Annotated in this window: 18 protein-coding genes; 12 read left to right on the forward strand and 6 right to left on the reverse strand. The window is 66.8% G+C overall.

The window, feature by feature from the left end:
• From aceB to ORK51_RS17505, 4 genes are all read left to right on the forward strand, one after another.
• The coding region (gene aceB / locus ORK51_RS17490; RefSeq protein ID WP_266086189.1) for a malate synthase A at positions 1–1,569 on the forward strand (1,569 nt) is incomplete at its 5' end.
• 52 nt (positions 1,570–1,621) lie between these two features.
• Positions 1,622–2,914 carry an isocitrate lyase gene (gene aceA, locus ORK51_RS17495; RefSeq protein ID WP_266086191.1) on the forward strand — a complete coding sequence of 431 codons (1,293 nt, stop codon included), beginning with the start codon at positions 1,622–1,624 and terminating at the stop codon, positions 2,912–2,914.
• A gap of 224 nt (positions 2,915–3,138) precedes the next feature.
• Positions 3,139–4,185 carry a GGDEF domain-containing protein gene (locus tag ORK51_RS17500; protein WP_046272288.1) on the forward strand — a complete coding sequence of 349 codons (1,047 nt, stop codon included), beginning with the start codon at positions 3,139–3,141 and terminating at the stop codon, positions 4,183–4,185.
• Between the two features lie 13 nt (positions 4,186–4,198).
• Entirely contained in the window at positions 4,199–6,733 is a 2,535-nt protein-coding gene (locus ORK51_RS17505) for a putative peptide modification system cyclase (RefSeq protein ID WP_266086194.1), read from the forward strand.
• Here ORK51_RS17505 and ORK51_RS17510 read toward each other — a convergent pair.
• Positions 6,720–7,019 (reverse strand): NHLP-related RiPP peptide, encoded by a 300-nt coding sequence (locus ORK51_RS17510; RefSeq protein WP_019184854.1) that lies wholly within the window; start codon positions 7,017–7,019, stop codon positions 6,720–6,722. The genes ORK51_RS17505 and ORK51_RS17510 overlap by 14 nt on opposite strands.
• Positions 7,020–7,163: 144 nt before the next feature.
• On the opposite strand from ORK51_RS17510, the gene ORK51_RS17515 reads away from it, so the two are divergent.
• A complete protein-coding gene (locus tag ORK51_RS17515; RefSeq protein ID WP_429000700.1) occupies positions 7,164–8,369 on the forward strand; it encodes a putative peptide maturation dehydrogenase in 1,206 nt (401 codons plus the stop codon).
• 15 nt (positions 8,370–8,384) lie between these two features.
• On the opposite strand, the gene ORK51_RS17520 is transcribed toward ORK51_RS17515, so the two are convergent.
• The 3 genes from ORK51_RS17520 to ORK51_RS17530 are packed head-to-tail and all read right to left on the reverse strand — an operon-like array spanning position 8,385 to position 13,213.
• Positions 8,385–10,373 carry an acetyl/propionyl/methylcrotonyl-CoA carboxylase subunit alpha gene (locus tag ORK51_RS17520; RefSeq protein ID WP_266086197.1) on the reverse strand — a complete coding sequence of 663 codons (1,989 nt, stop codon included), beginning with the start codon at positions 10,371–10,373 and terminating at the stop codon, positions 8,385–8,387.
• Positions 10,374–10,428: 55 nt separating this feature from the next.
• Positions 10,429–12,039: a carboxyl transferase domain-containing protein gene (locus ORK51_RS17525; RefSeq protein ID WP_070474306.1), complete on the reverse strand. Its 1,611-nt coding sequence runs from the start codon at positions 12,037–12,039 to the stop codon at positions 10,429–10,431.
• A 10-nt stretch (positions 12,040–12,049) separates the two neighbouring features.
• A complete protein-coding gene (locus ORK51_RS17530; protein ID WP_266086199.1) occupies positions 12,050–13,213 on the reverse strand; it encodes an isovaleryl-CoA dehydrogenase in 1,164 nt (387 codons plus the stop codon).
• 146 nt (positions 13,214–13,359) lie between these two features.
• On the opposite strand from ORK51_RS17530, the gene ORK51_RS17535 reads away from it, so the two are divergent.
• The 3 genes from ORK51_RS17535 to ORK51_RS17545 all read left to right on the forward strand — a co-directional run bounded on the left by ORK51_RS17535 (position 13,360) and on the right by ORK51_RS17545 (position 16,138).
• The gene (locus tag ORK51_RS17535) at positions 13,360–13,965 is read left to right on the forward strand and encodes a TetR/AcrR family transcriptional regulator (protein WP_046272289.1); all 606 of its coding nucleotides are present in this window, start codon (positions 13,360–13,362) and stop codon (positions 13,963–13,965) included.
• A gap of 114 nt (positions 13,966–14,079) precedes the next feature.
• Positions 14,080–14,598, forward strand: a complete 519-nt coding sequence (locus ORK51_RS17540; protein WP_261997873.1) for a c-type cytochrome — start codon at positions 14,080–14,082, stop codon at positions 14,596–14,598.
• Positions 14,599–14,692: 94 nt separating this feature from the next.
• Positions 14,693–16,138, forward strand: coding sequence for an ExeM/NucH family extracellular endonuclease (locus ORK51_RS17545; protein ID WP_266086200.1), 1,446 nt, complete (start codon positions 14,693–14,695; stop codon positions 16,136–16,138).
• A gap of 83 nt (positions 16,139–16,221) precedes the next feature.
• On the opposite strand, the gene ORK51_RS17550 is transcribed toward ORK51_RS17545, so the two are convergent.
• Positions 16,222–17,088, reverse strand: a complete 867-nt coding sequence (locus ORK51_RS17550) for an EamA family transporter (RefSeq protein WP_266086201.1) — start codon at positions 17,086–17,088, stop codon at positions 16,222–16,224.
• A 56-nt stretch (positions 17,089–17,144) separates the two neighbouring features.
• Between ORK51_RS17550 and ORK51_RS17555 the strand changes: the two genes are divergently transcribed.
• Together ORK51_RS17555 and zapE are read left to right on the forward strand one after the other, a co-directional pair.
• A complete protein-coding gene (locus ORK51_RS17555) occupies positions 17,145–17,819 on the forward strand; it encodes an alpha/beta hydrolase (protein ID WP_266086202.1) in 675 nt (224 codons plus the stop codon).
• Complete coding sequence (zapE, locus tag ORK51_RS17560) at positions 17,816–18,916, forward strand: cell division protein ZapE (RefSeq protein WP_266086204.1); 1,101 nt, start codon at positions 17,816–17,818, stop codon at positions 18,914–18,916. Before ORK51_RS17555 ends, zapE begins: the two co-directional genes overlap by 4 nt.
• A 57-nt stretch (positions 18,917–18,973) precedes the next feature.
• On the opposite strand, the gene ORK51_RS17565 is transcribed toward zapE, so the two are convergent.
• Entirely contained in the window at positions 18,974–19,795 is an 822-nt protein-coding gene (locus tag ORK51_RS17565) for a DUF2884 family protein (RefSeq protein WP_266086206.1), read from the reverse strand.
• 578 nt (positions 19,796–20,373) lie between these two features.
• Between ORK51_RS17565 and ORK51_RS17570 the strand changes: the two genes are divergently transcribed.
• Both ORK51_RS17570 and ORK51_RS17575 read left to right on the forward strand, forming a co-directional pair.
• Positions 20,374–22,758 (forward strand): ribonucleoside-diphosphate reductase subunit alpha, encoded by a 2,385-nt coding sequence (locus tag ORK51_RS17570; RefSeq protein WP_070426398.1) that lies wholly within the window; start codon positions 20,374–20,376, stop codon positions 22,756–22,758.
• A gap of 147 nt (positions 22,759–22,905) precedes the next feature.
• Positions 22,906–23,925, forward strand: a complete 1,020-nt coding sequence (locus ORK51_RS17575; protein ID WP_019184840.1) for a ribonucleotide-diphosphate reductase subunit beta — start codon at positions 22,906–22,908, stop codon at positions 23,923–23,925.
• Positions 23,926–23,985: the final 60 nt, after the last annotated feature.

Raw genomic sequence — 23,985 nt, forward strand, 5'->3', positions numbered from 1 at the left:
CAGCTGGCTGGCCAGTCCGCGCTGCTGCCGGCGGGGGTACTGGCGCTGCTGGTGTCGCTGCACCGGGCGGTGGAGCCGGAGCGTCAGCGCCGGCTGCAGGCACGGGTGACGCGTCAGGCCTTCTTCGATGGCGGCGGCCTGCCGGACTTCCGTACCGATACCGCCGAGATCCGCGCCAGCGACTGGCACGTCGCCCCGCTGCCGGAGGCACTGCAGGACCGCCGGGTGGAGATCACCGGCCCGACCGACCCGAAGATGGTCATCAACGCGCTGAACTCCGGCGCCAAGGTGTTCATGGCCGACTTCGAGGATTCCACCGCCCCGGCCTGGCGCAACCTGCTGGCCGGCCAGCAGGCGCTGATCGGCGCGGTGCGGGGCGATCTGACCTACACCGGCCCGTCCGTCGATGGGAAGCCGGGCAAGCAGTACAGCCTGCGTCCGTTCAACGAGCAGGCCGTGCTGATCGTCCGCCCGCGGGGCTGGCACCTGGACGAGAAGCATGTGCGCATCGATGGCCAGCCGATCGCCGGTGGCCTGTTCGATGCGGCGGTGTTCGCCTTCCACAACGCCCGTACGCTGATGTGCAGGCAGCGGGGGCCGTACTTCTACCTGCCCAAGCTGCAGAGCATGGAAGAGGCGGCGCTGTGGGAGACCGCGCTGTCGCACATCGAGGGCATGCTCGGCCTGCCGCATGGGCAGATCAAGGTCACCGTGCTGATCGAAACGCTGCCGGCGGTGTTCGAGATGGATGAGATTCTGCATGCGCTGCGCGACCGCATCGTCGGCCTGAACTGTGGCCGCTGGGATTACATTTTTTCCTACATCAAGACCTTCCGCCGGCACGCCGACAAGGTGCTGCCCGAGCGCGGCCAGGTGACGATGACCCAGCCGTTCCTGAAGGCCTATTCGGAGCTGCTGATCCGCACCTGTCACCGCCGCGGCGCACATGCGATGGGTGGCATGGCCGCGCAGATTCCGATCAACCACGACGCGGCCGCCAACGAGCAGGCGATGGCGCGGGTGCGGGCGGACAAGCTGCGCGAAGTCACCGCCGGCCATGACGGGACCTGGGTCGCCCACCCCGCGCTGATCCCGGTCGCGCAGGCGATCTTCGACGAACACATGCCCGGGCCGAACCAGCATCGCGTGCTGCGCAATGACGTGCAGGTGGGCCGCGATGATCTGATCGCCGCGCCCACCGGCACCATCACCCGCGCCGGTTTCGAGGGCAACGTCGAGGTCTGCGTGCGCTACCTGGCCGCCTGGCTGGACGGCAACGGCTGCGTGCCGATCCACCACCTGATGGAAGACGCGGCCACCGCCGAGATCAGCCGCAGCCAGCTGTGGCAGTGGCTGCATGTCCCCGGCCAGCACCTGGACGACGGCACCGCCATCGACCTGGCCCTGCTCGACGCCACCCTGGCCCAGCTGCCGGCGCGGCTGGGCGATACCGCCGCGCTGCCCGGCAGCGCCCGCATCCCCGAGTCCATCGCGCTGCTGGCCGACCTCAGCCGCCGCGATGAGCTCACCGACTTCCTGACCCTGCCCGCCTACGACCGTCTCGACTGACCCCCCGCCATCCACCTGCTGTTACCGCATCCGTTCCCTTTGGAGATTCGACATGAGCACCCTGCAGACCGCCGAACAGATCCAGCACGCTTGGAACACCGACCCGCGCTGGGCCGGGATCACCCGCAACTACACCGCCGCCGATGTGGTGCGCCTGCGTGGCACCGTGCACGTGGAGCACTCGCTGGCGCGGCTGGGCGCGGAGAAGCTGTGGAGGTACCTGCAGGAAAAGGACTTCGTCAACGCGCTGGGCGCGCTGACCGGCAACCAGGCCATGCAGCAGGTCAAGGCCGGCCTGAACGCGATCTACCTGTCCGGCTGGCAGGTCGCCGCCGATGCCAACCTGGCCGGCCAGATGTACCCGGACCAGTCGCTGTACCCGGCCGATTCGGTGCCGGCGGTGGTCAAGCGCATCAACAACACCCTGCTGCGCGCCGACCAGCTGCACCATGCCGAGGGCAAGGATGACATCGACTTCCTGCAGCCGATCGTGGCCGATGCCGAAGCCGGCTTCGGCGGCGTGCTCAACGCCTTCGAACTGATGAAGGCGATGATCGAGGCCGGTGCGGCCGGCGTGCACTTCGAGGACCAGCTGGCCTCGGTCAAGAAGTGCGGGCACATGGGCGGCAAGGTGCTGGTGCCGACCCGCGAGGCGATCGAAAAGCTCAACGCCGCCCGCCTGGCCGCCGACGTGCTGGGCGTCCCGACCCTGCTGGTGGCGCGTACCGATGCCGAGGCGGCCGACCTGCTGACCAGCGATGTGGATGGCAACGACCAGCCGTTCACCACCGGCGAGCGCACCGTGGAAGGCTTCTACAAGACCCGCAACGGCCTGGACCAGGCCATCAGCCGCGGCCTGGCTTACGCCCCCTACGCCGACCTGATCTGGTGCGAGACCGGCAAGCCGGACCTGGAGTTCGCCCGCAAGTTTGCCGAGGCCATCCACGCCAAGTTCCCGGGCAAGCTGCTGGCCTACAACTGCTCGCCCAGCTTCAACTGGAAGAAGAACCTGGATGACGCCACGATCGCGACCTTCCAGAAGGAGATCGCCACATACGGCTACAAGTTCCAGTTCATCACCCTGGCCGGCTTCCACGCCCTGAACTACTCGATGTTCAACCTGGCCCACGGCTACGCCCGCCGCCAGATGAGCGCCTTCGTGGAGCTGCAGGAAGCCGAGTTCGCCGCCGCCGACCGCGGCTTCACGGCGGTCAAGCACCAGCGCGAGGTCGGCACCGGCTACTTCGATGCGGTGACCCAGGCGATCCAGCAGGGCCAGTCCTCGACCACCGCCCTGAGCGGGTCCACCGAGGAGGAGCAGTTCAACGCCGAACGCGCGGCCTGACCCAGCAAGGGCGGCCAGGGAAGGCCCACAGGGCGGCCGGTCGGGGGACCTGCCGCCCCTGTGTCGTCTCCGGATCCGGCTCTTCACATCGTCACACGCGGTAGAACGCGCGTGTTTTCACGATCTTGGGGGGTAAAAGTCGGAAATGGGATAGGGCGCACAGTTTTGAGGAGTGCTATCCTCCATCGCTCACCAGGGGGACGCTGAAAAGCGGGTGTTCGGAAATGACCGGCAAGGGTGCGGCGGCGATCATGTGCGAACAGGAACCAGACATCGACCGCAAGGCGATGGCTGAGATCGTGCACGCCATACTGAGCAATGGCGAGTCCGCATTGTTCTCCGAATTCGGCCGGCAACGCAAGCTGCCCTCAGGCACCCATCTGTTCCATCGCGGCCACGCCGGCAACACGATGTACGTGATCGTCAGCGGCTGCATCGAACTGGACTTCGGCGAAGACCTCGTCGTGAAGTCACTCGGTCCCAATGAATTCTTCGGCGAGCTGGGCCTGCTGATCGGCGACCACCAGCGCACGGCCGGCGCGCGTGCGGTCCAGGACAGCATCGTGCTGGAACTGGACCACGACGATTTCCAGCGTCTGGTCGACCGCGACCCTGGCCTGCTGGCCTACTTCCTGCGCCGCACGATCATGCGAGTGGTGAGCAACGAGCAGGTGCTGATCCGCCAGCTGCGCCGCCGCAACCACGATCTCGAAACCGCGCTGGACAACCTCTACGTCACCACCCACCAGCTCACCCACACCCGCGAGCTGGTGCGCACCGACGAGCTGACCGGCCTGCACAACCGGCGTGGCCTCGCGCTCTACCTGCAGGACTGCCGTGCGCAGGAAAACAGCGCGCCGCAGGGCCTGCTGCTGATCGACTGCGACCAGTTCAAGCAGGTCAACGATGTGCACGGCCACCAGGCCGGCGACCGCGTGCTGCAGAGCGTGGCCAACATCCTGCGCTCGGTGGCCACCGAGCCGGACGTGGCGTGCCGGCTGGGCGGCGACGAATTCTGCCTGCTGCTGCGCAGCGCCGACCAGGACAGCCTGCAGCACGCCGCCGAGTTCATTCTCAGCGCCGTGCATGGCCTGATCGGCCGCGCCCACGGCGTGCCGCACGTGTGCCCGGTCAGCATCGGGGTCTGCCTGATAGACCCGCAGACCGATTGGAGCGAGTGGTACGCTCGCGCCGACAATGCGCTGTACCAGGCCAAACGGCTGGGCGGCAACCGATTGCACTGGTCGCGATCAGCGACCGCCACCCCCTGATCGGGAGATCGGCATGAACGGCGACAACGGAACGTCGACCCAGGCCCCGCAGATGCGGGCACTGCTGTTCACCGATCTGTGCGACTCGTTGATCCTGGTCGAGCGCATCGGTGACGCGGCGGCGGCGGAACTGTTCCAGCAGCACGACCGGTTGGTGTTGACGCTGCAGCAGCAGTGGAATGGTCATCAGATCGACCGCTCCGACGGGCTGTTCCTGCTGTTTGATCGTGCGATCGATGCGCTGGGGTTTGCGCTGGATTACCAACGCGGCCTGCAGGAGATCGGCAAGCAACGCAACATCGTGCTGCGCGCGCGCGCAGGCCTGCATGTGGGCGAAGTGCTGACGTGGGAGAACAGTCCCGAAGCGATCAAGGTGGGCGCCAAGTCGCTGGAGGTGGAGGGCCTGGCCAAGCCGATGGCCGCACGGCTCATGACCTTGGCGCGGCCAGGACAGATACTGCTCTCGGCGGTGGCCGAATCATTGACCCATCGCGCCACCGGTGAACTGGGCGAGCGCGGTGAACAGCTGCTGTGGAGGTCGCACGGCCGCTGGCGGTTCAAGGGGGTGCCGGCCAGGCAAGAGGTGTTCGAGGTAGGTGAAATCGGGTTCGCACCGCTGCGGATGCCACGCGGTAATGCGAAGGCGCGGCGCGACCTTCCGTTGTGGCGGCAGCCGGCTGCTTTGGCTGCCGAGGTACTGTTGGTGGTCGTGGCCGGTGTGGGTGCGTGGATGCTGCTGCGTCCGGAGCCGGCCATCGCCTTCGCCGAACGGGATTGGGTGGTCATCGGCGACGTGCGCAACCTGACGGGCAATGTGGTTCTGGATGATTCGTTGCAGCAGGCATTCCGAATCAGCCTGGAACAGTCCCGGCACGTCAACGTGCTGAGTGACATGAAGGCGCGCGGCATCATGGAGTTGATGCGCCGGCAGCCAGGCGCACCACTGGATGCGACCTCTGCATCCGAAGTCGCGCTGCGCGCGGGCGCCCAGCTGGTCCTGCTGCCGACCGTCAGCGAGATGGGCGGGCGCGCGCGGATCAGCGTAGAGGTGCTTGAACCGCATTCACAGCAAACCCTGGCGGTTGCCTCTGCCGACGGTGAAGGTGTGCAGTCGCTTCTTGGTTCGATCGACCAGGTCACGACACGGCTGCGCGATCAGTTGGGAGAAGGCAAAGCCAGGCTCAAGGTCGACTCGATGCCGTTGCCGCTGGTCACCACCTCGAGCCTGGATGCATTGCGTGCGTACGCGCTTGGCCAGCGCCGTTACGGCGAGGGAGACTACCGGGGGGCCCTGGCCATGTATGAGCGGTCTGTCCAGCTGGATCCGAATTTCGCCCTTGCATGGATGGGCCAGGTGCGTGCGCGCGTTGCCGATGTCGACAAGCCTGGCGCCCTGGCAGTGGTGCGTCGCCTGAAGTCGCTGTCGTACAGACTGCCGGCTCGCGAAGAGCTGTATCTGGACGCATGGTTCACCACGTTGACCGATCAGTCCAAGGCCGCCGATGCCTGGATGCAGCTGGCGAGCCTTTATCCGGATTATTTCTCGGCGCAGCATAATGCCGCTATCTGGCTATATACCGACAATCGCTACGCAGAGGCGTTCACCTATGCCAGCCGCGCAGCGGACAGCCGTTTTGAGCTCTCCAATATCGCCTACGACCAACTGGGGCGCATCGCCTTGGCCAAGGGCGACCAGGCTGGCGCGCGACGCGCGCTGGAAACGGCTGTTGCTGGTGGCCGTACCGCCAGCCATCGCTATCTCGCTGCTGTTGCGGCGAGCGAGCGCAACTATGCTGAAGCAGATAAGCACCTGGCCCAATCCACCCACAACCGGCACGCGGGTGTGGAGCGGATTTCCATTGCGGCGGATCGCGGCCAGTGGCAACGTGCCGAAGCAGAGGCGGCTGCGGGCGTCAGTGCGATGGCGGGCGAAACAGGTTTTGATCGCCAGTTGTATCTGCTGCCACAGGCGACGGTGCAATGGGCGGCTGGCAACCGCGAAGCTGCGCTGAAGAGTGTGCGCGCAGCAGCGGACAGTGCATTGAAGCGATTGGCTGACAAGGGCAATCCGGACGCCAGCGAAGATGCCATGATGGCCATGGGCACGGCATTGTTGGCTGCCCGCATGGGCGACATGGACACCAGCAGCCGCGTGCTGGGCGTGATCCACAGTGGACGTGATGCCGGTGGTGCGACTGCACTGGACGAAATGCGGGCAGTGGTCGCCGCCGAACGCCTCCGCCTGACCGGCGACGCGCCTGCGGCCATGCAGAAGCTACGGCCTTTCCTGCGCGATACGTCCAGATTCCAGACACGCGTCGCGGCGATGAATACGCTGCGTGCATTGGGGAGGAACAGCGAGGCCCTGGCACAGGCGGATTTTCTCCGCAGCAATCGTGGCATGGCGTATGCCGAACTGGATTGCGGGTATTGCATGCAGGCGATGAACGTTACCGACAGCAATGCCGCCAGCCGTATTGCGGCAGAGTTGCGCGGTGGCAAGCGTGTTGCCGGGCTTGCCGTCGCGGACCTGCTTACGGACCCTTGAGCGTGTGGCTGCCTGCCGGGTTGGCGTCCAGTGCCGGAACGGTCTGATTCTGCAACGACGTGAACATGTCCTGCAGCTCCTGTTTGGCCGCCAGAATGTCGCTCTTGGCGGCAAGCTCATTGACTTCGCAGCAGACACCGAGCGCCGCAGCGTCTGCGGTGGACATGCCGATCTCCACCAGCGCGGCGGCGGGATCGGAGGCGAACAGTGCACGGAACGTGTCATCGGTTCCCAGGCGGCAAATCAAGGCCAGGGCGATGGCAGGTTCCAGGGGCGGCAACGACATGTCTACTTCCTTCAATCGAATCGGTTTGGGAGCCGCGAGAGCACGGATCAGAGAGCAACATCGACCGCGATCGACCAGGCTTTAGCACTCGTTGAGTCGGTACAGATTGGACGTCCCGTGCCGATATGGCAGGACGACGGCGCGGTGCCGGTGAAGTCGGAGAGTCCCACAGTGCGGATACGTCGCTGCGAAGTCGTGTTGTTCGAGCCACGCGAAACAGTGGAGTTCCAGTTGCAGAGTCTGCTCAGCGGCGGCAATGGAATGGTTCGCAGCCTGGGGTGGATGGCTTTGGCCCCGCACCTGGATGGACCGGTGCCGGTCAGCCCCCGTCAGCGCGATCTGCTGGGCGTGCTCGGTCCGAGCCAATGGGTCTGGGCCGACAGCATCGGGATGCACGATGATGAGCAGGCTGCCTTGGTCGATGCCGGGCTGGTGCTGCTCGAGCAATCGGAAACCGACAGTACCGCGGCAATGCATTTGGCCAATGACCAGCGCCTGCGCGACAGTCACTGGCATCCTTTGGCGGCCATCCTGCACGCATTCACCCGCTGGGATGCCGTGGATGCGGTCAAGAACACCGTGGATGGCGGTACCGATACGGCCAAGGGAATGCGCGAGGTACTTGGTCCGCCGCCAGCGAACACCGCGACACGCGGTGAAGTCGAGGCGATCGTGTTGCCGCACACCGAGCCGACGGAGTTCGATGCGCTGCTGCTGCGGCGCGCAACCTGCAGGAACTTCGACGATTCCCGCGTCCTGCCGTTACCCATGTTCACCCGGATGCTGGCAAGAGTATTTGGCGCCCAGTCACAGGTAAGAGTGGGACCGGACCTGGTGTTCCACAAGAAGAACAGCCCCTCCGGCGGGGGCCTCCACCCCATCGAGGCCTATCTGGTCGTGCAGAACGTGGACGGCGTGCGTCCCGGCCTCTACCGGTACCGTGCCGATAGCCACGACCTGGTGCCCCTGCCGGACCCGGAACGGCCACTGCGCGACTTCATCATGGAGAGCGTCGGCCAGCAGCACTGGTTTGCCAATGCACATTGCTTGGTCGCCCTGGTCCCACGCTTCGATCGAACGTTCTGGAAGTACCGCCGCCACGCCAAGGGATACCGGGTCGTGACGCTGGAGGCGGGGCACCTGTCGCAGACGCTGTACCTATCTGCGACCGACCTGGGCCTGGGGGCGTTCATCACCGGTGCGATCAATGAAAAGCATCTCGAGCGCGGCCTTGGCCTGGATCCTATCCGGCAGGGAGCGCTGGCGGTCTGCGGGTTCGGCTGGCGCGGCCAGCACATGCAGACAGCCGAGCTTGATCCACTGGAGCAGGTCTGGCAGCGGGTTGGCTGAGCGGACGAGCGGGGCTCAGGCCCCGTCCGCCTCGAAATCCACCAGCACCGCCCCATCGCCCACCTGGTCTCCGGCTTTCACCCGGTAGCCCTGCACGGTGCCATCGGCCGGCGCCTGCAGCGTGTGCTCCATCTTCATTGCTTCCAGCACCAGCAGCGGCGCGCCGCGTTTGACCGCCGTGCCCGGTGCCACCAGCGTGGCCACGATACGACCCGGCATCGGCGCGACCAGGCTGCCAGCATCGGCAACGGACTGGTCCGCTTCGCTGACCGGATCATGCAGGGTGAAGCGCTGCACGCCTTCGCTGCCGAACAGGTACAGCTCGTTGCCGTCGCGGATGACGGTGGCGCGGTGCAGCTGCTCGCCGATCTGTACGCGCAGTACATCACCGGCCAGGCGGCCGCTGCCCTGCAGCGCGTTGCCGTCCACGTGGACGGTCCACTGTTCGCCCGCGCCCTGCACGGTCACGCTGCGCTGGGCACCCCGGTGCTCCAGCGTCAGCGCGCGTGCGGCGGCCGCGCCCAGGCGCCAGCCATCCTGGGCCTGCCACGGCGAGTGCGGATCACGCGCGTCGCGGCTGGCAGCCTCGCTGGTGGCCACGCCGGCAATCGCGGCCAGCGCCCACAGCGCCGGATCACTGTCGCCGTCGTTGGGGGTGAGGGCGGCCTGCTCGCGCTCGATCAGCGCGGTGTCCAGCTTGGCCTGGGTAAATGAATCGGTCATCACCAGCCGGCGCAGGAAGGCGGCATTGGTGGTCACGCCGACCACTTCGCATTCGGCCAACGCCTGCTGCATGCGGCGCAGCGCGGCGTCGCGGTCGACATCCCAGACGATCAGCTTGGCGATCATCGGGTCGTAGAACGGGGTGATCGCATCACCCTGTTCGACACCGGCGTCCACGCGCACGTGTGCGGTGTTGGCCGGCAGGCGCAGGTGGTGCAGGGTGCCGGTGGACGGCAGGAAACCGCGGTCGGCGTCTTCGGCGTACAGGCGGGCTTCCAGTGCGTGCCCGCGGATCTGCAGCTGATCCTGCTGCAGCGGCAGCGGCTCACCGCTGGCCACGCGCAGCTGCCACTCGACCAGGTCGGTGCCGGTGATGCACTCGGTGACCGGGTGCTCCACCTGCAGGCGGGTGTTCATTTCCATGAAGTAGAAATCGCCATCGGGGCCGGCGATGAACTCCACCGTGCCCGCGCCGACGTAGTTGACCGCGCGCGCGGCATCGACGGCGGCCTTGCCCATCGCGGCGCGGCGCTCGGGCGTCATGCCGGGGGCAGGCGCTTCTTCCAGCACCTTCTGATGGCGGCGCTGCACCGAGCAGTCGCGCTCGAACAGGTACACCACGTTGCCGTGGCTGTCGCCGAACACCTGGATCTCGATGTGGCGCGGGCGCTCGACATACTTCTCCACCAGCACGTGTGCGTTGCCGAACGCCGACTGCGCCTCACGCTGGCAGCTGGCCAGCGCCTCGGTGAAGGTCGCGCTGTCGTCCACGCGGCGCATGCCCTTGCCACCGCCGCCGGCGCTGGCCTTGATCAGCACCGGATAGCCGATGCTGTCGGCCTGCTTGCGCAGGAACTCGGGGATCTGCTCGTCGCCGTGGTAGCCCGGGGTCAGCGGCACGCCGGCCTGCTGCATCAGCGCCTTGGCCGCGCTCTTGTCGCCCATCGCGCGGATCGCCGCGGCGGAGGGGCCGATGAACACGATGCCCGCCTCGGCGCAGGCCTGCGCGAAACCGGCGTTCTCCGAGAGGAAGCCGTAGCCGGGATGGATCGCCTGCGCGCCGGTGCGGCGGGCGGCGGCCAGGATGGCGTCGCCGCGCAGGTAGCTCTCACGCGCCGGTGCCGGCCCGATCGCGATGGCCTCGTCGGCCAGGCGCACGTGGCGAGCGTTGCGGTCGGCGTCGGAGTACACCGCCACGGTGGCGATGCCCAGGCGCTGGCAGGTAGCGATGACGCGGCAGGCGATTTCGCCACGGTTGGCGATCAGGATCTTGGTGAACATGGTGGTCTCGTTGCGCGGGCCAGGGGCGGCGGTGCCAGGCGGCACCGCCCGTGCATTACATGCGGAACACGCCGAAGTCGGTCTTCTTCGCCGGGGCGTTGAGGCTGGCCGACAGCGCCAGGCCCAGCACACGACGGGTGTCGGCCGGATCGATCACGCCGTCATCCCAGAGCCGGGCGCTGGCGTAGTAGGGGTGGCCCTGCGATTCGAACTGCTCGCGGATCGGTGATTTGAAGCCGTCTTCTTCCTCGGCCGACCACTGCCCGCCCTTGGCTTCGATGCCGTCGCGCTTGACCGTGGCCAGCACGCTGGCGGCCTGCTCGCCGCCCATCACGCCGATGCGTGCGTTCGGCCACATCCACAGGAAGTTGGGCGAGTAGGCGCGGCCGCACATGCCGTAGTTGCCGGCGCCGAACGAGCCGCCGATCACCACGGTGAACTTGGGCACCTTCGCGCAGGCCACGGCCATCACCAGCTTGGCCCCGTCCTTGGCGATGCCGCCGTGCTCGTACTTGCGGCCGACCATGAAGCCGGTGATGTTCTGCAGGAACACCAGCGGGATGCCGCGCTGCGTGCACAGTTCGATGAAGTGCGCGCCCTTCAGCGCGGACTCGGAGAACAGGATGCCGTTGTTGGCGATGATGCCGACCGGGTAGCCGTGCAGGTGCGCAAAGCCGGTGACCAGGGTGTTGCCGTAGCGCGGCTTGAACTCATCGAAGCGCGAATCGTCGACCAGGCGCAGGATCACTTCGCGCACGTCGTAGGGCTTGCGGGTGTCGGCCGGAATCACGCCGTACAGCTCGTGGGCCGGATGCCGCGGTTCCACCGGGGCCTGCACCGCCAGTGCCGGCTCGGGCTTGCGCCAGTTGAGCTGGGCGATGATCGCGCGGACCCGGGCCAGCGCCTGCAGGTCGTTGTCGGCCATGTGGTCGGCCACGCCGGAAATGCGCGTGTGCACATCGGCACCGCCCAGTTCTTCGGCCGTGACCACTTCACCGGTGGCCGCTTTCACCAGCGGCGGGCCGCCGAGGAAGATGGTGCCCTGCTCGCGCACGATCACCGTTTCATCGCTCATCGCCGGCACATAGGCGCCACCGGCAGTGCAGCTTCCCATCACGCAGGCGATCTGCGGGATGCCCTGCGCGGACAGGTTGGCCTGGTTGTAAAAGATGCGGCCGAAATGGTCGCGGTCCGGGAACACCTCGTCCTGCAGCGGCAGGAATGCGCCACCCGAATCCACCAGGTAGATGCAGGGCAGGCGGTTCTGCTCGGCCACCTCCTGCGCGCGAAGGTGCTTCTTGACCGTCATCGGGTAGTAGGTGCCACCTTTGACGGTGGCATCGTTGGCCACGATCACGCACTCCACGCCCGAGACCCGGCCGATGCCGGCCACCACGCCGGCGCTGGGGATCGGATCGCCATACATGCCGTGCGCGGCCAGCGGGGCGATTTCCAGGAAGGCGCTGCCCGGGTCGAGCAGGGCATCGATGCGGTCGCGCACCAGCAGCTTGCCGCGTGCGGTGTGCTTGGCGCGTGCCGCTTCGCTGCCGCCCAGCGCGGTCTGCGCCAGGGTGGCGCGGAGGTCGTCGACGACCGCCTGCAGCGCGGCGCGGTTGGCCTCGAAGGTGTCGCTGCCCGGTTGCAGCTGGGTGCTCAATACGGTCATGGCAGGGCCCTTACTTGGTGCGCTGGAACAGTTCGCGGCCGATCAGCATGCGGCGGATCTCCGAGGTGCCGGCGCCGATTTCATACAGCTTGGCATCGCGCCACAAACGACCGGTCGGGTACTCGTTGATGTAGCCGTTGCCGCCCAGGATCTGGATCGCCTGGCCGGTCAGCCAGGTGGCCTTCTCGGCCGAATACAGGATCGCGCCGGCCGCGTCCTGGCGCGTGGTGCGGCCCTGGTCGCAGGCGCGGGCCACCGCGTAGACATAGGCGCGGCAGGCGTTGAGGCCCACGTACATGTCGGCCAGCTTGGCCTGGATCAGCTGGAAGGTGCCGATCGCCTCGCCGAACTGCTTGCGCTCGTGCACGTACGGCATCACCACGTCCATGGCCGCAGCCATCAGGCCGAGCGGGCCACCGGACAGCACCACGCGCTCATAGTCCAGGCCGGACATCAGCACCTTGACGCCACCGCCGACCACGCCAAGCACGTTGGCTTCGGGCACTTCGCAATTCTCGAACACCAGCTCGCAGGTGTTGGAGCCGCGCATGCCGAGCTTGTCCAGCTTCTGCGCGGTGGAGAAGCCCTTCATGCCCTTCTCGATCAGGAACGCGGTGATGCCCTTGGCACCCGCATCCGGATCGGTCTTCGCGTAGACCACCAGCACATCGGCATCCGGGCCGTTGGTGATCCACATCTTGTTGCCGTTGAGCACGTAGTGATCGCCACGCTTGTCCGCGCGCAGCTTCATCGAGACTACGTCCGAGCCGGCGCCCGGCTCGCTCATCGCCAGCGCGCCGACCAGCTCGCCGCTGCACAGGCCGGGCAGGTAGCGCTGCTTCTGGTCTTCGTTGCCGTTCTTGCGCAGCTGGTTCACGCACAGGTTGGAGTGCGCCCCGTAGGACAGCGCGATGCCACCGGAGGCACGCGAGATCTCTTCCATCGCCACCACGTGCGCGAGGTAGCCCATGCCGCTGCCGCCGTATTCCTCTTCCACGGTCAGGCCGAGCAGGCCCTGCTCGCCGAGCTTGCGCCACAGCGCATTGGGGAACAGATTCTCTTCGTCGGCCTTGGCCGCCAGCGGGGCGATTTCAGCGGAGGCAAAATGGGCCACGCTCTGGCGCAGCAGGTCGATCTCTTCGCCGAGATCGAAGTTCATGGTCGGGACGTGCATGGGCGACTCCGCAACAACAAGGGATGGGACGCGCCGGGAGGGATGGACGGGCTGACAGGGCCGTCCCGCGGGCGATGTACCCCCAGCGTAGCCGGGTTCGACAAAGAAGTGAACACAAATTCAAAAATTGAACATAGAATCAACAAATGGCCTATAAACGCTCCGCCCTGATGGAAGAACGCCTTGCCGGCGCCCGTGAACGCATCCTGCTGGCGACCCGTGCGCTGGTGGCCGCCGGCGGCTACCGCAACGCCCCGGTGACCGCCGTGGCGGCCGAGGCCGGGGTGTCCACCGGGCTGATCTACCGGCACTTCCCTTCCAAGGCCGAGCTGTTCGTGGAGGTGCTGACGGCCGCGGTGGACCACGAGCTGCGCATCTTCGAGGCGATCGCGGCAGAGCCGTTGCCCGCGCCCGAGCGCCTGCGCCGGGCGATCACCGCCTTCGTGCGCCGCGCGCTGGCCGGCCCCGGGCTGGCCTATGCCTTCATCGCCGAGCCGGTGGATCCGGAAGTGGAAGCCGAGCGCATCCGCTGCCGGCGTCTGTTCGGCGACGTGTTCCGGCGCATCGTGGCCGATGGCGTGGAGGCAGGCACCTTCCCGCCGCAGGACACCCATGTGGCCGCAGCCTGCATCGTGGGCGCCTTCACCGAGGCGCTGGTCGGCCCGACCGCACTCAGCCGCGACGCGCACGGCGATGAAGATGCGCTGGTCGAGTCGATCTGTGTTTTCTGCCTGCGTGCCGCCGGCGCCTGAGTCGCGCCGATGCTGCATTGCGACACCCGGCGGTCGCTTGCGCAGCGCCGCCGACGCTGGTCATACTCGGCCGACAAGCCGTGGTCCAACGACTACCAGCCAGGGGTATAGAGAGTGCGGAATTACGACCTCGAGTTCCTGAAACGCTTCTCCATGGTCATCGCGCTGCTGATGGCCATCACACTTGGCCTCATCATCTTCGCGGCCTACCTGCACACCAGCATCCCCCCTGAAGTCTCGCCGATGGCGGCCAAACGCACGGAACAGCGCATCGCGCCGGCCGGTGCGGTCTACGCCGGCAGCACCGGTGCCGCCGCGCAGGCTGCCGCCCAGGCCGCCGCGCTGGTCAAAGCCGCCTCGCAGGTCGCCTACGGCGGCACCACCGACGGCAAGGTGATCTTCGACAACCTCTGCACCGCCTGCCATACCAATGGCGTCGGCAATGCGCCGACCCTGGACCACAGCCATTGGGATGCGCGCATCGCCCAGGGCAAGGACACGCTCTACAAGCACGCGGTGGAGGGCTATACCGGCCCGGACGGTGGCATCATGCCGCCCAAGGGCGGTAATCCGGCGCTGACCGAAGAGCAGATCCATGCCACGGTCGACTGGATGCTGGCCAACCTGAAATAGCGGCTTTGCCGGATCAGGTCACCGACGCCGCCGAAGGGCGGCGTTTCACTTTATATGGTTAGCCTTGTCGCACTTCCCTGGAGTCCTGCTTTCGATGCGCCGTACCCCCCTCGTGTTCGCTCTCGCGCTGGCGTTGTCCGGAGCGGTCCATGCCGCCCAGCCGCAGCCCGCCACCTCGCCGCAGGTGCGCCCGGCGCCGACCCCGTCGGCCACGGTCACCCTGACCACGCCGCCCATCGACTGGCGCACGCTGGATGGCCAGCAGGTCCGCATCGCCGCGCCGCTGACCCTGGCCGGCACCGATGGCCTGTCGCGCTTCGGTGAGCTGACCGTGGCCTTCGGCGGCCGCCTCTGGCAGCCGAGCGAAGTGGCCGCGCCCGGCACTGCGGGGCACGCGCAGGTGGTGGCCGACAACCTGCACCGCCGGCTGGTGCTCGACGATGGCAGCGACGCCCGCGACCCCGGCCCGGTGGCCTACCTGCCGGCGGCGGCGAACCTGCGCACCGGCATGGTCCTGCGCAATGTGGAAGGCGTCGTCCGTATCGATCCCAAAGGCAACGCCCGCCTGCAGGTGACCCGCCCCCTGAACCTGCCCGCGCTGGAGCGCCCGGCGGTACCGGTGGTGGCCGGTGCCCTGCATGTGGCGGCGTTCAATCTGGAGAACTTCTTCAATGGCGACGGGCAGGGCGGTGGTTACCCGACCCTGCGTGGTGCGCGCACTCTGGCCGAACACCAGGCGCAGAAAGCCAAGCTGGTCGCCACCATCAACGCGCTCGGCGCCGATGTCGCCGCGCTGATGGAGCTGGAGAACGACGGCTACGGCCCGCAGTCGGCGATCGCCCAGCTGGTCGATGCGCTCAATGCGGACCGGGGCCAGGGTGCCGACTGGCGTTTCATCGACGCGAAGCAGGGGCCGGGTGACAACCCGATCCGGGTCGGCATCATCTACCGCGCCACGCGCGTGACCCCGGTCGGCGCCCCCGCCGTGCTGGAGAAGGAGCCCTTCGGCGAGCGCAGCCGCGTGCCGCTGGCGCAGGCCTTCCGTGCGGGCAAGGGCGCACCGTTCGTGGTCGTGGCCAATCACTTCAAATCCAAGGGCTGCTCGGACGCGACCGGCGCCGATGCCGATCAGAAGGACGGCCAGGCCTGCTGGAATGCCACCCGCGTCGCCTCGGCCACGCTCCTGGACCAGTGGCTGTCGACCGACCCCACCGGTGCGGGCACCCACGATGCGGTGCTGCTGGGCGACTTCAACGCCTACGCCATGGAAGATCCGATCCGCACCCTGCACGCCGCCGGCTGGCGCGATGCGTTCGCGGTGGCGAAGGTCGAACGGCCTTACAGCTACGTCTACAACGGCATGACGGGCCGGTTGGACCATGCGCTGTTGAGCCCGGGCATGGCCAAGCGCCTGCGCGCGGCCGCGGAGTGGCACATCAACGCCGATGAGGCCGACGATGTCGGCTACCGCGACCGCAATGAAGCGGGTCCGTGGCGCAGCTCGGACCATGATCCGCTGCTGCTGGGGTTTGATCGCTGATACCGCGCGGGTGCGCCGGCACGCCCGGCCACCGTCGCGTTGCCCGGGTAGTGCCGGCCGCTGGCCGGCACCGCATCAACGAGTTACCACGTGCCCCACGCGATCAGCCCGATCGCCACCACGGCCAACGCCAGGCCCACCCGGTTCCACACACTGGTGCGCTCGCCGAAACCGACGATGCCCACCAGCGCGCCCAGCACCACCACGCCGATGTTCATGCCGGCGAACACCACTGCCGGGCTGTCCGGCAGGTGCTGGTGGGCACGCACGTAGAACAGGATATTGCCGAAGTTGAGCAGGCCCAGCAGGGCGCCGCCGACCCCGTTGCGCCACTGCAGGCGGGCGATGCCGCGCAGGTGGCGCCACAACTGCAGCAGGAACATCAGCACGAAGGCCAGGCTGAAACTGGCCAGCAGTGCCGCCATCGAGGGCGTGCCCGACAACGCCACCTTCTTGAGCAGGATGTCGACCAGGGCATAGCCCACCCACACCGCCAGCAGCCATGGCCAGGCCCGCCCACCGGAGGGCTCGGCCGCACCGGCGCGCGGACGCACGCTGATGCCCAGGATCGCCAGCAGGCCCAGCCCCAGGCCGGCCAGCTTCCAGCCGTTGGCGCTCTCCCCGAACACCAGGAACGCGGCCAGCAGCGAAAGCAGGAGTGACAACCGCTGGGCCACGTCGCTGCGCACGATCCCGGCGCGGGTCACCGCGCGGGCCATCATCAGGAAGATCGCCGGCAGCGCCACGGCCAGGCAGAGCAGGGCCACCCACGGTGCATGCGGGGCCTGCAGCGAGGCCAGCGAGGGCTGCAGCAGCACCGCGCTGAGCACGCTGGCGACCAGGTAATTCCAGGTCACCACCTGCGGCATGTCCAAGCGCTGACGCGGCGCCAGCTTCAGCAGGACCGAGACCAGCACGCTGCAAAGAATGCTGAAAACCAGAAAGTGCATGTACGGATCCGGCGGAGGCGGCGGTGAAGCACGCGGAGGGACGGTATTATGACGCCATGCACAATCCCCCATTTCCCCAAGAAAGCGGTGCGCTGACGCTGGACGGACCGGTCGGTCCGCTGGATGTCGTGGTTGATCTGCCCGAGGCCGATGTCGCGGTGCAGCCGGTGGTGGCGATCGTCTGCCACCCCCTGTCCACCGAGGGCGGCAGCATGCACAACAAGGTGGTGACCATGGCCGCGCGCTCGCTGCGCGACCTGGGCATCGCCACCGTGCGCTTCAACTTCCGCAGCGTCGGTGACTCGGCCGGCACGTTCGACAACGGCGTGGGCGAGCAGGACGACCTCAAGGCCGTCGCCGCCTGGGTCCGTGCGCAGCGGCCGGGCCAGGCGCTGTGGCTGGCCGGTTTCAGCTTCGGCGCCTACGTCTCGCTGCGCGCGGCGGGCGACCTGCAGCCGACCACGTTGATCTCGATCGCACCGCCGGCCGGGCGCTGGGATTTCGAGGGCATGCAGCCGCCGGCCCAGTGGCTGGTGATCCAGGGCGAGGAAGACGAGATCGTCGATCCGCAGGCGGTCTATGACTGGCTGGACGGCCTGGATGCACCGCACGAACTGGTGCGCATGCCCGATACCAGCCACTTCTTCCACCGCAAGATCGTCGACCTGCGCGGCGCGCTCATCCATGGCGTCAAGCAGTGGCTGCCCAACCCCGCCCCCGACGCGGCATGAGCGACACCGTGATGACCCCGTCGCAGCGCTACGCCGATGGCGTGGCCCGGGGCGAATGGCAGAACGACCCGGCCCAGCACGCGGCCCTGGCCGAGCTGGACCGCATCCATCTCGCCCTGGTCGACAGCGCGCAGGATGGCTGGCTGGATCGCCTTTCCGCATTCTGGAAGAAGCCCGAGCCGGTCAAGGGCCTGTACTTCTGGGGCGGGGTGGGGCGCGGCAAGACCTTCCTGGTCGACCTGTTCTATGACGGCCTGCCGATCGAGCAGAAGTACCGCACCCACTTCCATCGCTTCATGCGCGGCATCCACGAGCGCCTGCGCGAGCACCAGGGGCAGAGCGATCCGCTGGCGAAGATCGCCCAGGAATGGCGCAGCAAACTGCGCGTGCTGGTGCTGGACGAGTTCTTCGTCACCGATATCGGCGATGCGATGCTGCTGGCGCGCCTGCTCGAGCGCATGTTCGCCGAGGGCGTGACCCTGGTGACCACCTCCAACACCGCGGTGGAGAACCTGTACCTCAACGGCCTGCAGCGCGACAGCTTCCTGCCCGCGATCGGGCTGCTGCAGACCTACTGCGTGGAACTGTACGCCGAAGGTACCGAGGACTACCGCATGCGCGCGCTGACCCGCTCGCCGGTGTACCAGGCCCCGATCGATGCCGGCAGCGATGCCTGGCTGGCCGGCCGCTGGGCCGAGCTCAGCGGTGGGCAACCGGCCAAGGCGGGCAACATCGAGATCGAAGCGCGCAAGATTCCGGTGCGCGGCCGCGGCAAGAGCATCGTCTGGTTCGATTTCAAGGCGCTGTGCGAAGGCCCGCGCGGCCCGTCGGACTACATCGAGATCGCGCACGAGTTCAACACCGTGCTGCTGGGCGACATCCCGCATTTCGACAAGCTGAATGAAGATGCTGCGCGCCGCTTCGTCAACCTGATCGACGAGCTCTACGACCGCCACGTCAACCTGGTCTGCACCGCCACCGATTCACCGGTCGGGCTGTATTCGGGCGTCCGGCTGCAGGGCGCGTTCGAACGTACCGCCTCGCGCCTGATCGAAATGCAGAGCGCCGAGTATCTGGGCACCCCGCACCGCGCGTAGCTCCACGCCGGGCCTGGATAGGCCGTGAGGTAGATCCACGCCATGCGTGGATGTTCTCTACAACGGCGGTAACACCAACGCGTCCCCGCGCGGCTGTTCGTGCGCGATCGGCGCGGCCGCGCCCTCGTCGCGGTCCATCACCATCATCGCCAGCGGCTTGCCCTGGTAGCGCACCTCCAGCGACTGCTGGATCGCATCCAGTGCCAGCACCTGGGTGCACAGCGACCGGGCCTGCGCCTCAAGCGCCTGCCCGCGCGCCTCCATGCGGCGCTCCAGGTCGGCCTCCATCTTCTCGGCGCGCGCCTCGATCCGATCCGAGCCGCCGGTCAGCATCGTCCACATCACCCCGCGGGCAAGCGAGGCCGACATCGACTCGGCCGCCTGCTCGATGCGCGCCTCGAACTGTTCGCCGAACAGATCCTGCTCCCAGATCCCGCGGCCCAGCGTACGGCCAACGTAATCGTGGGCATCCCTGCGCAGCCCCTCCACCTCGCGCGCCTTCCGGCGGCTGCCGGTCATGATCTCCACCGTGGCCCCCAGCGCATCGAAGGCGATGTCCGTGGCCTCCCCGGCGACTCCGGCCACCGCAGGCACCAGCTGGCGGGTGCCCCACTCGAGCTGGCGCAGGCGCTGGGCATCGGCGTCGCTGACCGGGATCGGCTGGCGATCGATGTTCAGTTCGCCATCGTGGAAGAAGATCTCCGCCGGCACCTGCTCGCGGTTGCGCAGCCAGATCCCGCCGCTGTCCACCAGCACGTTGTAAGGGGTGCTTACCCCGCACTGGCGCGAGGACAGTTCCGGCCTCTTGCTCTCGCCGGCAGCGGTGGTGCCAGCCAAGGTCAGGCCCAACATCAGACAGCCGATCAGGGGCAGGCGCATGGTCGCGTTCATATAAGGAGACGCATCGCAGCGTGGCACCCCGGGGCGTCCCCGGCGCGGGTCGGAAGTCACCCTGACCGGCGGCCATTCGTTAGGGTCGCGTGAGGCCCGCTGTTCCGTTTTTCGTGCCCCTGCGTCGCATCCCGGATCGGCGTTTCGGCCTTGACTGCGCACTCGCTTTCGACAGGTCCAGACCGTTCGTCGGACGCCTTCCCGGCCCGGTCCTTGCGCCGCAAGGGATTAGGGAAATTCACTACATTTGGCGTTGACGACACCTGGTACCCCCACTATCTTGTGGCCGTCGGTACCGCCGACCACAAGTCGACGGGCGTATCGCCTTCACGCCGATGGCCTGAAGACCTACTGACAACCGCACGAAGTACAGCGTGTGGTGCCGGTCGCAGGATTCTCCGGGGGGAGAGGACCGGTGACGCAGGGGAACCGCCCGCAGGCTTGCCTGCCCGGGTCGCGGCTCCTGCGACGCCGCTAGTCCACCCTGAGCATCTCTGCATCGGTTCCGGCGCCTGCCAGGCAGACCCACGCTGTACCACCCCAAATCACGCCAAGAGGAAAACGCCGTGAGCACCGAAACCAGCGCAGCTATCGATAAGGAAAGCGAATTCCTGCTGACCTCGCCGCCCACGGCGACCGCCATGAGCGTGACCAAGCGCAATGGCACGACCGAACTGGTGGACCTGAACAAGATCGTGCGCGCGGTACAGCGCTGCTGCGAAGGTCTGCATGCGGTGGATCCGATGCGCGTTGCGACCCGCACCATCTCCGGCCTGTACAACGGCGCGACCACCCAGGAGCTGGACGAACTGTCCATCCGCACCTCGGCGCTGCTGATCGGTGAAGAACCCGAATACGGCCGCCTCGCCGCGCGCCTGCTGGCCAACTTCATCGCCAAGGAAGTGTCCGGCCAGGAAATCCATGCGTTCTCGCAGTCGGTTGGCCGCGGCCACGAAGTGGGCCTGATCAACGCGCGCCTGCTGGAGTTCGTGCAGGTCAACGCCCGCAAGCTCAACGACGCGATCGATCCGTCGCTGGACCTGCATTTCGATTACTTCGGCCTGCGTACCCTGTACGACCGGTACCTGCTGCGCCATCCGCACACCCGCAAGGTGATCGAGACCCCGCAGCAGTTCTTCCTGCGCATCGCCAGCGCGCTGAGCGAAGACGTGCCGGAAACCCTGGCGCTGTACAAGCGCATGGGCAACCTGGATTACCTGCCGTCCAGCCCGACGCTGTTCAACTCCGGCACCACGCATGAGCAGCTGTCCTCGTGCTTCCTGCTGGATTCGCCGCAGGATTCGCTGGAGTCGATCTACGCCAAGTACGGCGACATCGCCCAGCTCTCCAAGTTCAGCGGCGGCATCGGCGTCAGCTACAGCCGCGTGCGTTCGCGCGGTTCGCTGATCAAGTCCACCAACGGCCATTCCAACGGCATCGTGCCGTGGCTGAAGACCATGGATTCCTCGGTCGCCGCAGTGAACCAGGGCGGCAAGCGCAAGGGCGCGGCCTGCGTGTACCTGGAAACCTGGCACGCCGACGTCGAGGACTTCCTCGAACTGCGTGACAATACCGGTGACGAATCGCGCCGTGCGCACAACCTGAACCTGGCCAACTGGGTGCCGGACCTGTTCATGCAGCGCGTGGAGGCCGACCAGGAATGGTCGCTGTTCGATCCGAGCGTGGTGCCCGAGTTCACCGATCTGTTCGGCGAAGCCTTCGAGCAGGCCTACCTGCAGGCCGAAGCCCAGGGCAAGGCCCAGCGCACGATCTCCGCCCGCAAGCTGTACTCGCGGATGATGCGTACCCTGGCCGAGACCGGCAACGGCTGGATGACCTTCAAGGACAAGTGCAACCGCGCCAGCAACCAGACGCTGCGCCCGGGCAACGTGATCCACCTGTCCAACCTGTGCACCGAAATCCTGGAAATCACCTCGGCCGAAGAGACCGCGGTGTGCAACCTGGGCTCGATCAACCTGGGCAATCATTTCGACGGCCACGGCGAGTTCGATTTCGACAAGCTGGCCGACACCGTGCGCCTGGCCGTGCGTCAGCTCGACCGCGTGATCGACCTGAACTTCTACCCGATCGAAACCGCCCGCCGCGGCAACCTGCGCTGGCGTCCGGTCGGCCTGGGCTGCATGGGCCTGCAGGACGTGTTCTTCCGCAAGCGCCTGGCCTTCGACAGTGCCGAAGCCCGTACGCTGTCGAAGAAGATCGCCGAGACGATCTACTTCCACGCGCTGGAAACCTCGTGCGAGCTGGCCCAGGAACGCGGCAAGCACCCGTCCTTCGCCGACACCCGTGCCGCCAGCGGCGAGCTGCAGTTCGATGCCTGGAACGTGGTGCCCGAAGACACCGCGCGTTGGGATGCCCTGCGTGAGCGCATCAAGGAACACGGCCTGCGCAACTCGCTGCTGATCGCGATCGCCCCGACCGCGACCATCGCCTCGATCGCCGGTTGCTACGAGTGCGTCGAGCCTCAGGTGTCCAACCTGTTCAAGCGCGAAACGCTGTCCGGCGACTTCCTGCAGGTCAACCGTTACCTGGTGAACGAGCTCAAGAAGCTCGGCCACTGGACCCCGGAAATGCGCGACGCGATCAAGCTGGCTGAAGGCTCGATCCAGGGCATCACTCAGATCCCGGAAACCTTGCGCCACGTGTACCGCACCGCCTGGGAACTGCCGATGCGTTCGCTGATCGACATGGCCGCCGACCGCGGCGCATTCATCGACCAGTCCGCCTCGCTCAACCTGTTCATGGAAAGCCCGAGCATCGGCGCGATGTCCTCCATGTACATGTACGCCTGGAAGCAGGGCATCAAGACCACGTACTACCTGCGTTCGCGCCCGGCGACCAAGATCGCCAAGACGACCGTCAGCAGCTACACCCCGGTCGAAGCCGTCGCCTGCTCGCTGGAAAATCCGGAAAGCTGCGAGGCGTGCCAGTAAACAAGGCGTGCCGGCCCACCGGGCCGGCACCGCCGGGTGCACCGACCAACGTCGGCGCCTATCCGGGAACACCGGTTCCGCCGGAAAAATCACACATCCGGTAGCGACCGACCGTTGGTCGGCCGTTGCCAAGAAGGACGAAACACCATGGCCGACAAGCCTCGTCAAATGCTGCTCGATCCAGGTTTCGAACTGACGTTGCGCCCGATGCGCTACCCGCAGTTCTATGACATGTATCGCAACGCCATCAAGAACACCTGGACGGTCGAGGAAATCAATTTCCAGATCGACATCAGCGACCTGCACGGCAAGATGTCGCCGGGCGAGCGCCACCTGATCCACCGCCTGGTCGCGTTCTTCGCCACCGGCGATTCGATCGTGTCCAACAATCTGGTGCTGAACCTGTATCAGCACCTGAATGCGCCGGAAGCGCGCATGTACCTGTCGCGCCAGCTGTACGAAGAGGCGCTGCACGTGCAGTTCTACCTGACCCTGCTCGACAACTACCTGCCCGATCCGGACGAGCGCGCCAAGGCGTTCGACGCGGTGGAGAACATCGACTCGATCAAGAAGAAGGCGGACTTCTGCTTCAAGTGGATCGACTCGATCCAGAACCTGAAGCGCATCGAGACCCGTGACGAGCGTCGCCAGTTCCTGCTCAACCAGATCTGCTTTGCGGCGTGCATCGAGGGCCTGTTCTTCTTCGCGGCCTTCGCCTACGTCTACTACTTCCGTTCGCGTGGCCTGCTCAACGGTCTGGCCTCGGGTACCAACTGGGTGTTCCGCGACGAGAGCGCGCACATGGAGTTCGCCTTCGAGTGCGTGGACGTGATCCGCGAGGAAGAGCCGGACCTGTTCGACGATGCGATGAAGCAGCAGGTGTATGACATGCTGGCCGAGGCGATCGAGTGCGAAGTGCAGTTCGCCGAGGACGTGCTGTCGGGCGGCGTGGCAGGCATTTCGACGCGTGACATGCGCCAGTATCTGCAGCATTGCGCGGACAATCATTTCCATCGCCTGGGCATGGAGAAGAAGTACAACGTGCGCAATCCGCTGAGCTTCATGGAGCTGCAGGACGTGCAGGAATTGACCAACTTCTTCGAGCGCCGTTCGTCGGCCTACCAGGTGGGCGTGAAGGGCGAAGTGTCGTTCGACATGTCGTTCTGATCTGACGCTCGCGTCGTGATTCCCAAGAGCCCCGGACCTGTTCCGGGGCTTTTTCGTCTG

The organism is Stenotrophomonas sp. RIT-551, assembly GCF_026241915.1.
In the GTDB taxonomy this organism is placed as follows: domain Bacteria; phylum Pseudomonadota; class Gammaproteobacteria; order Xanthomonadales; family Xanthomonadaceae; genus Stenotrophomonas; species Stenotrophomonas bentonitica_A.

Coding starts and splice junctions, on each gene's coding strand:
- ORK51_RS17555 (WP_266086202.1), top strand. CDS start 17,145: ATGCACAATCCCCCATTTCCCCAAGAAAGCGGTGCGCTGACGCTGGAC.
- ORK51_RS17545 (WP_266086200.1), top strand. CDS start 14,693: ATGCGCCGTACCCCCCTCGTGTTCGCTCTCGCGCTGGCGTTGTCCGGA.
- ORK51_RS17575 (WP_019184840.1), top strand. CDS start 22,906: ATGGCCGACAAGCCTCGTCAAATGCTGCTCGATCCAGGTTTCGAACTG.
- ORK51_RS17500 (WP_046272288.1), top strand. CDS start 3,139: ATGACCGGCAAGGGTGCGGCGGCGATCATGTGCGAACAGGAACCAGAC.
- ORK51_RS17520 (WP_266086197.1), bottom strand. CDS start 10,373: ATGTTCACCAAGATCCTGATCGCCAACCGTGGCGAAATCGCCTGCCGC.
- ORK51_RS17505 (WP_266086194.1), top strand. CDS start 4,199: ATGAACGGCGACAACGGAACGTCGACCCAGGCCCCGCAGATGCGGGCA.
- ORK51_RS17530 (WP_266086199.1), bottom strand. CDS start 13,213: ATGCACGTCCCGACCATGAACTTCGATCTCGGCGAAGAGATCGACCTG.
- ORK51_RS17565 (WP_266086206.1), bottom strand. CDS start 19,795: ATGCGCCTGCCCCTGATCGGCTGTCTGATGTTGGGCCTGACCTTGGCT.
- aceA (WP_266086191.1), top strand. CDS start 1,622: ATGAGCACCCTGCAGACCGCCGAACAGATCCAGCACGCTTGGAACACC.
- ORK51_RS17510 (WP_019184854.1), bottom strand. CDS start 7,019: ATGTCGTTGCCGCCCCTGGAACCTGCCATCGCCCTGGCCTTGATTTGC.
- ORK51_RS17550 (WP_266086201.1), bottom strand. CDS start 17,088: ATGCACTTTCTGGTTTTCAGCATTCTTTGCAGCGTGCTGGTCTCGGTC.
- ORK51_RS17535 (WP_046272289.1), top strand. CDS start 13,360: ATGGCCTATAAACGCTCCGCCCTGATGGAAGAACGCCTTGCCGGCGCC.
- zapE (WP_266086204.1), top strand. CDS start 17,816: ATGAGCGACACCGTGATGACCCCGTCGCAGCGCTACGCCGATGGCGTG.
- ORK51_RS17525 (WP_070474306.1), bottom strand. CDS start 12,039: ATGACCGTATTGAGCACCCAGCTGCAACCGGGCAGCGACACCTTCGAG.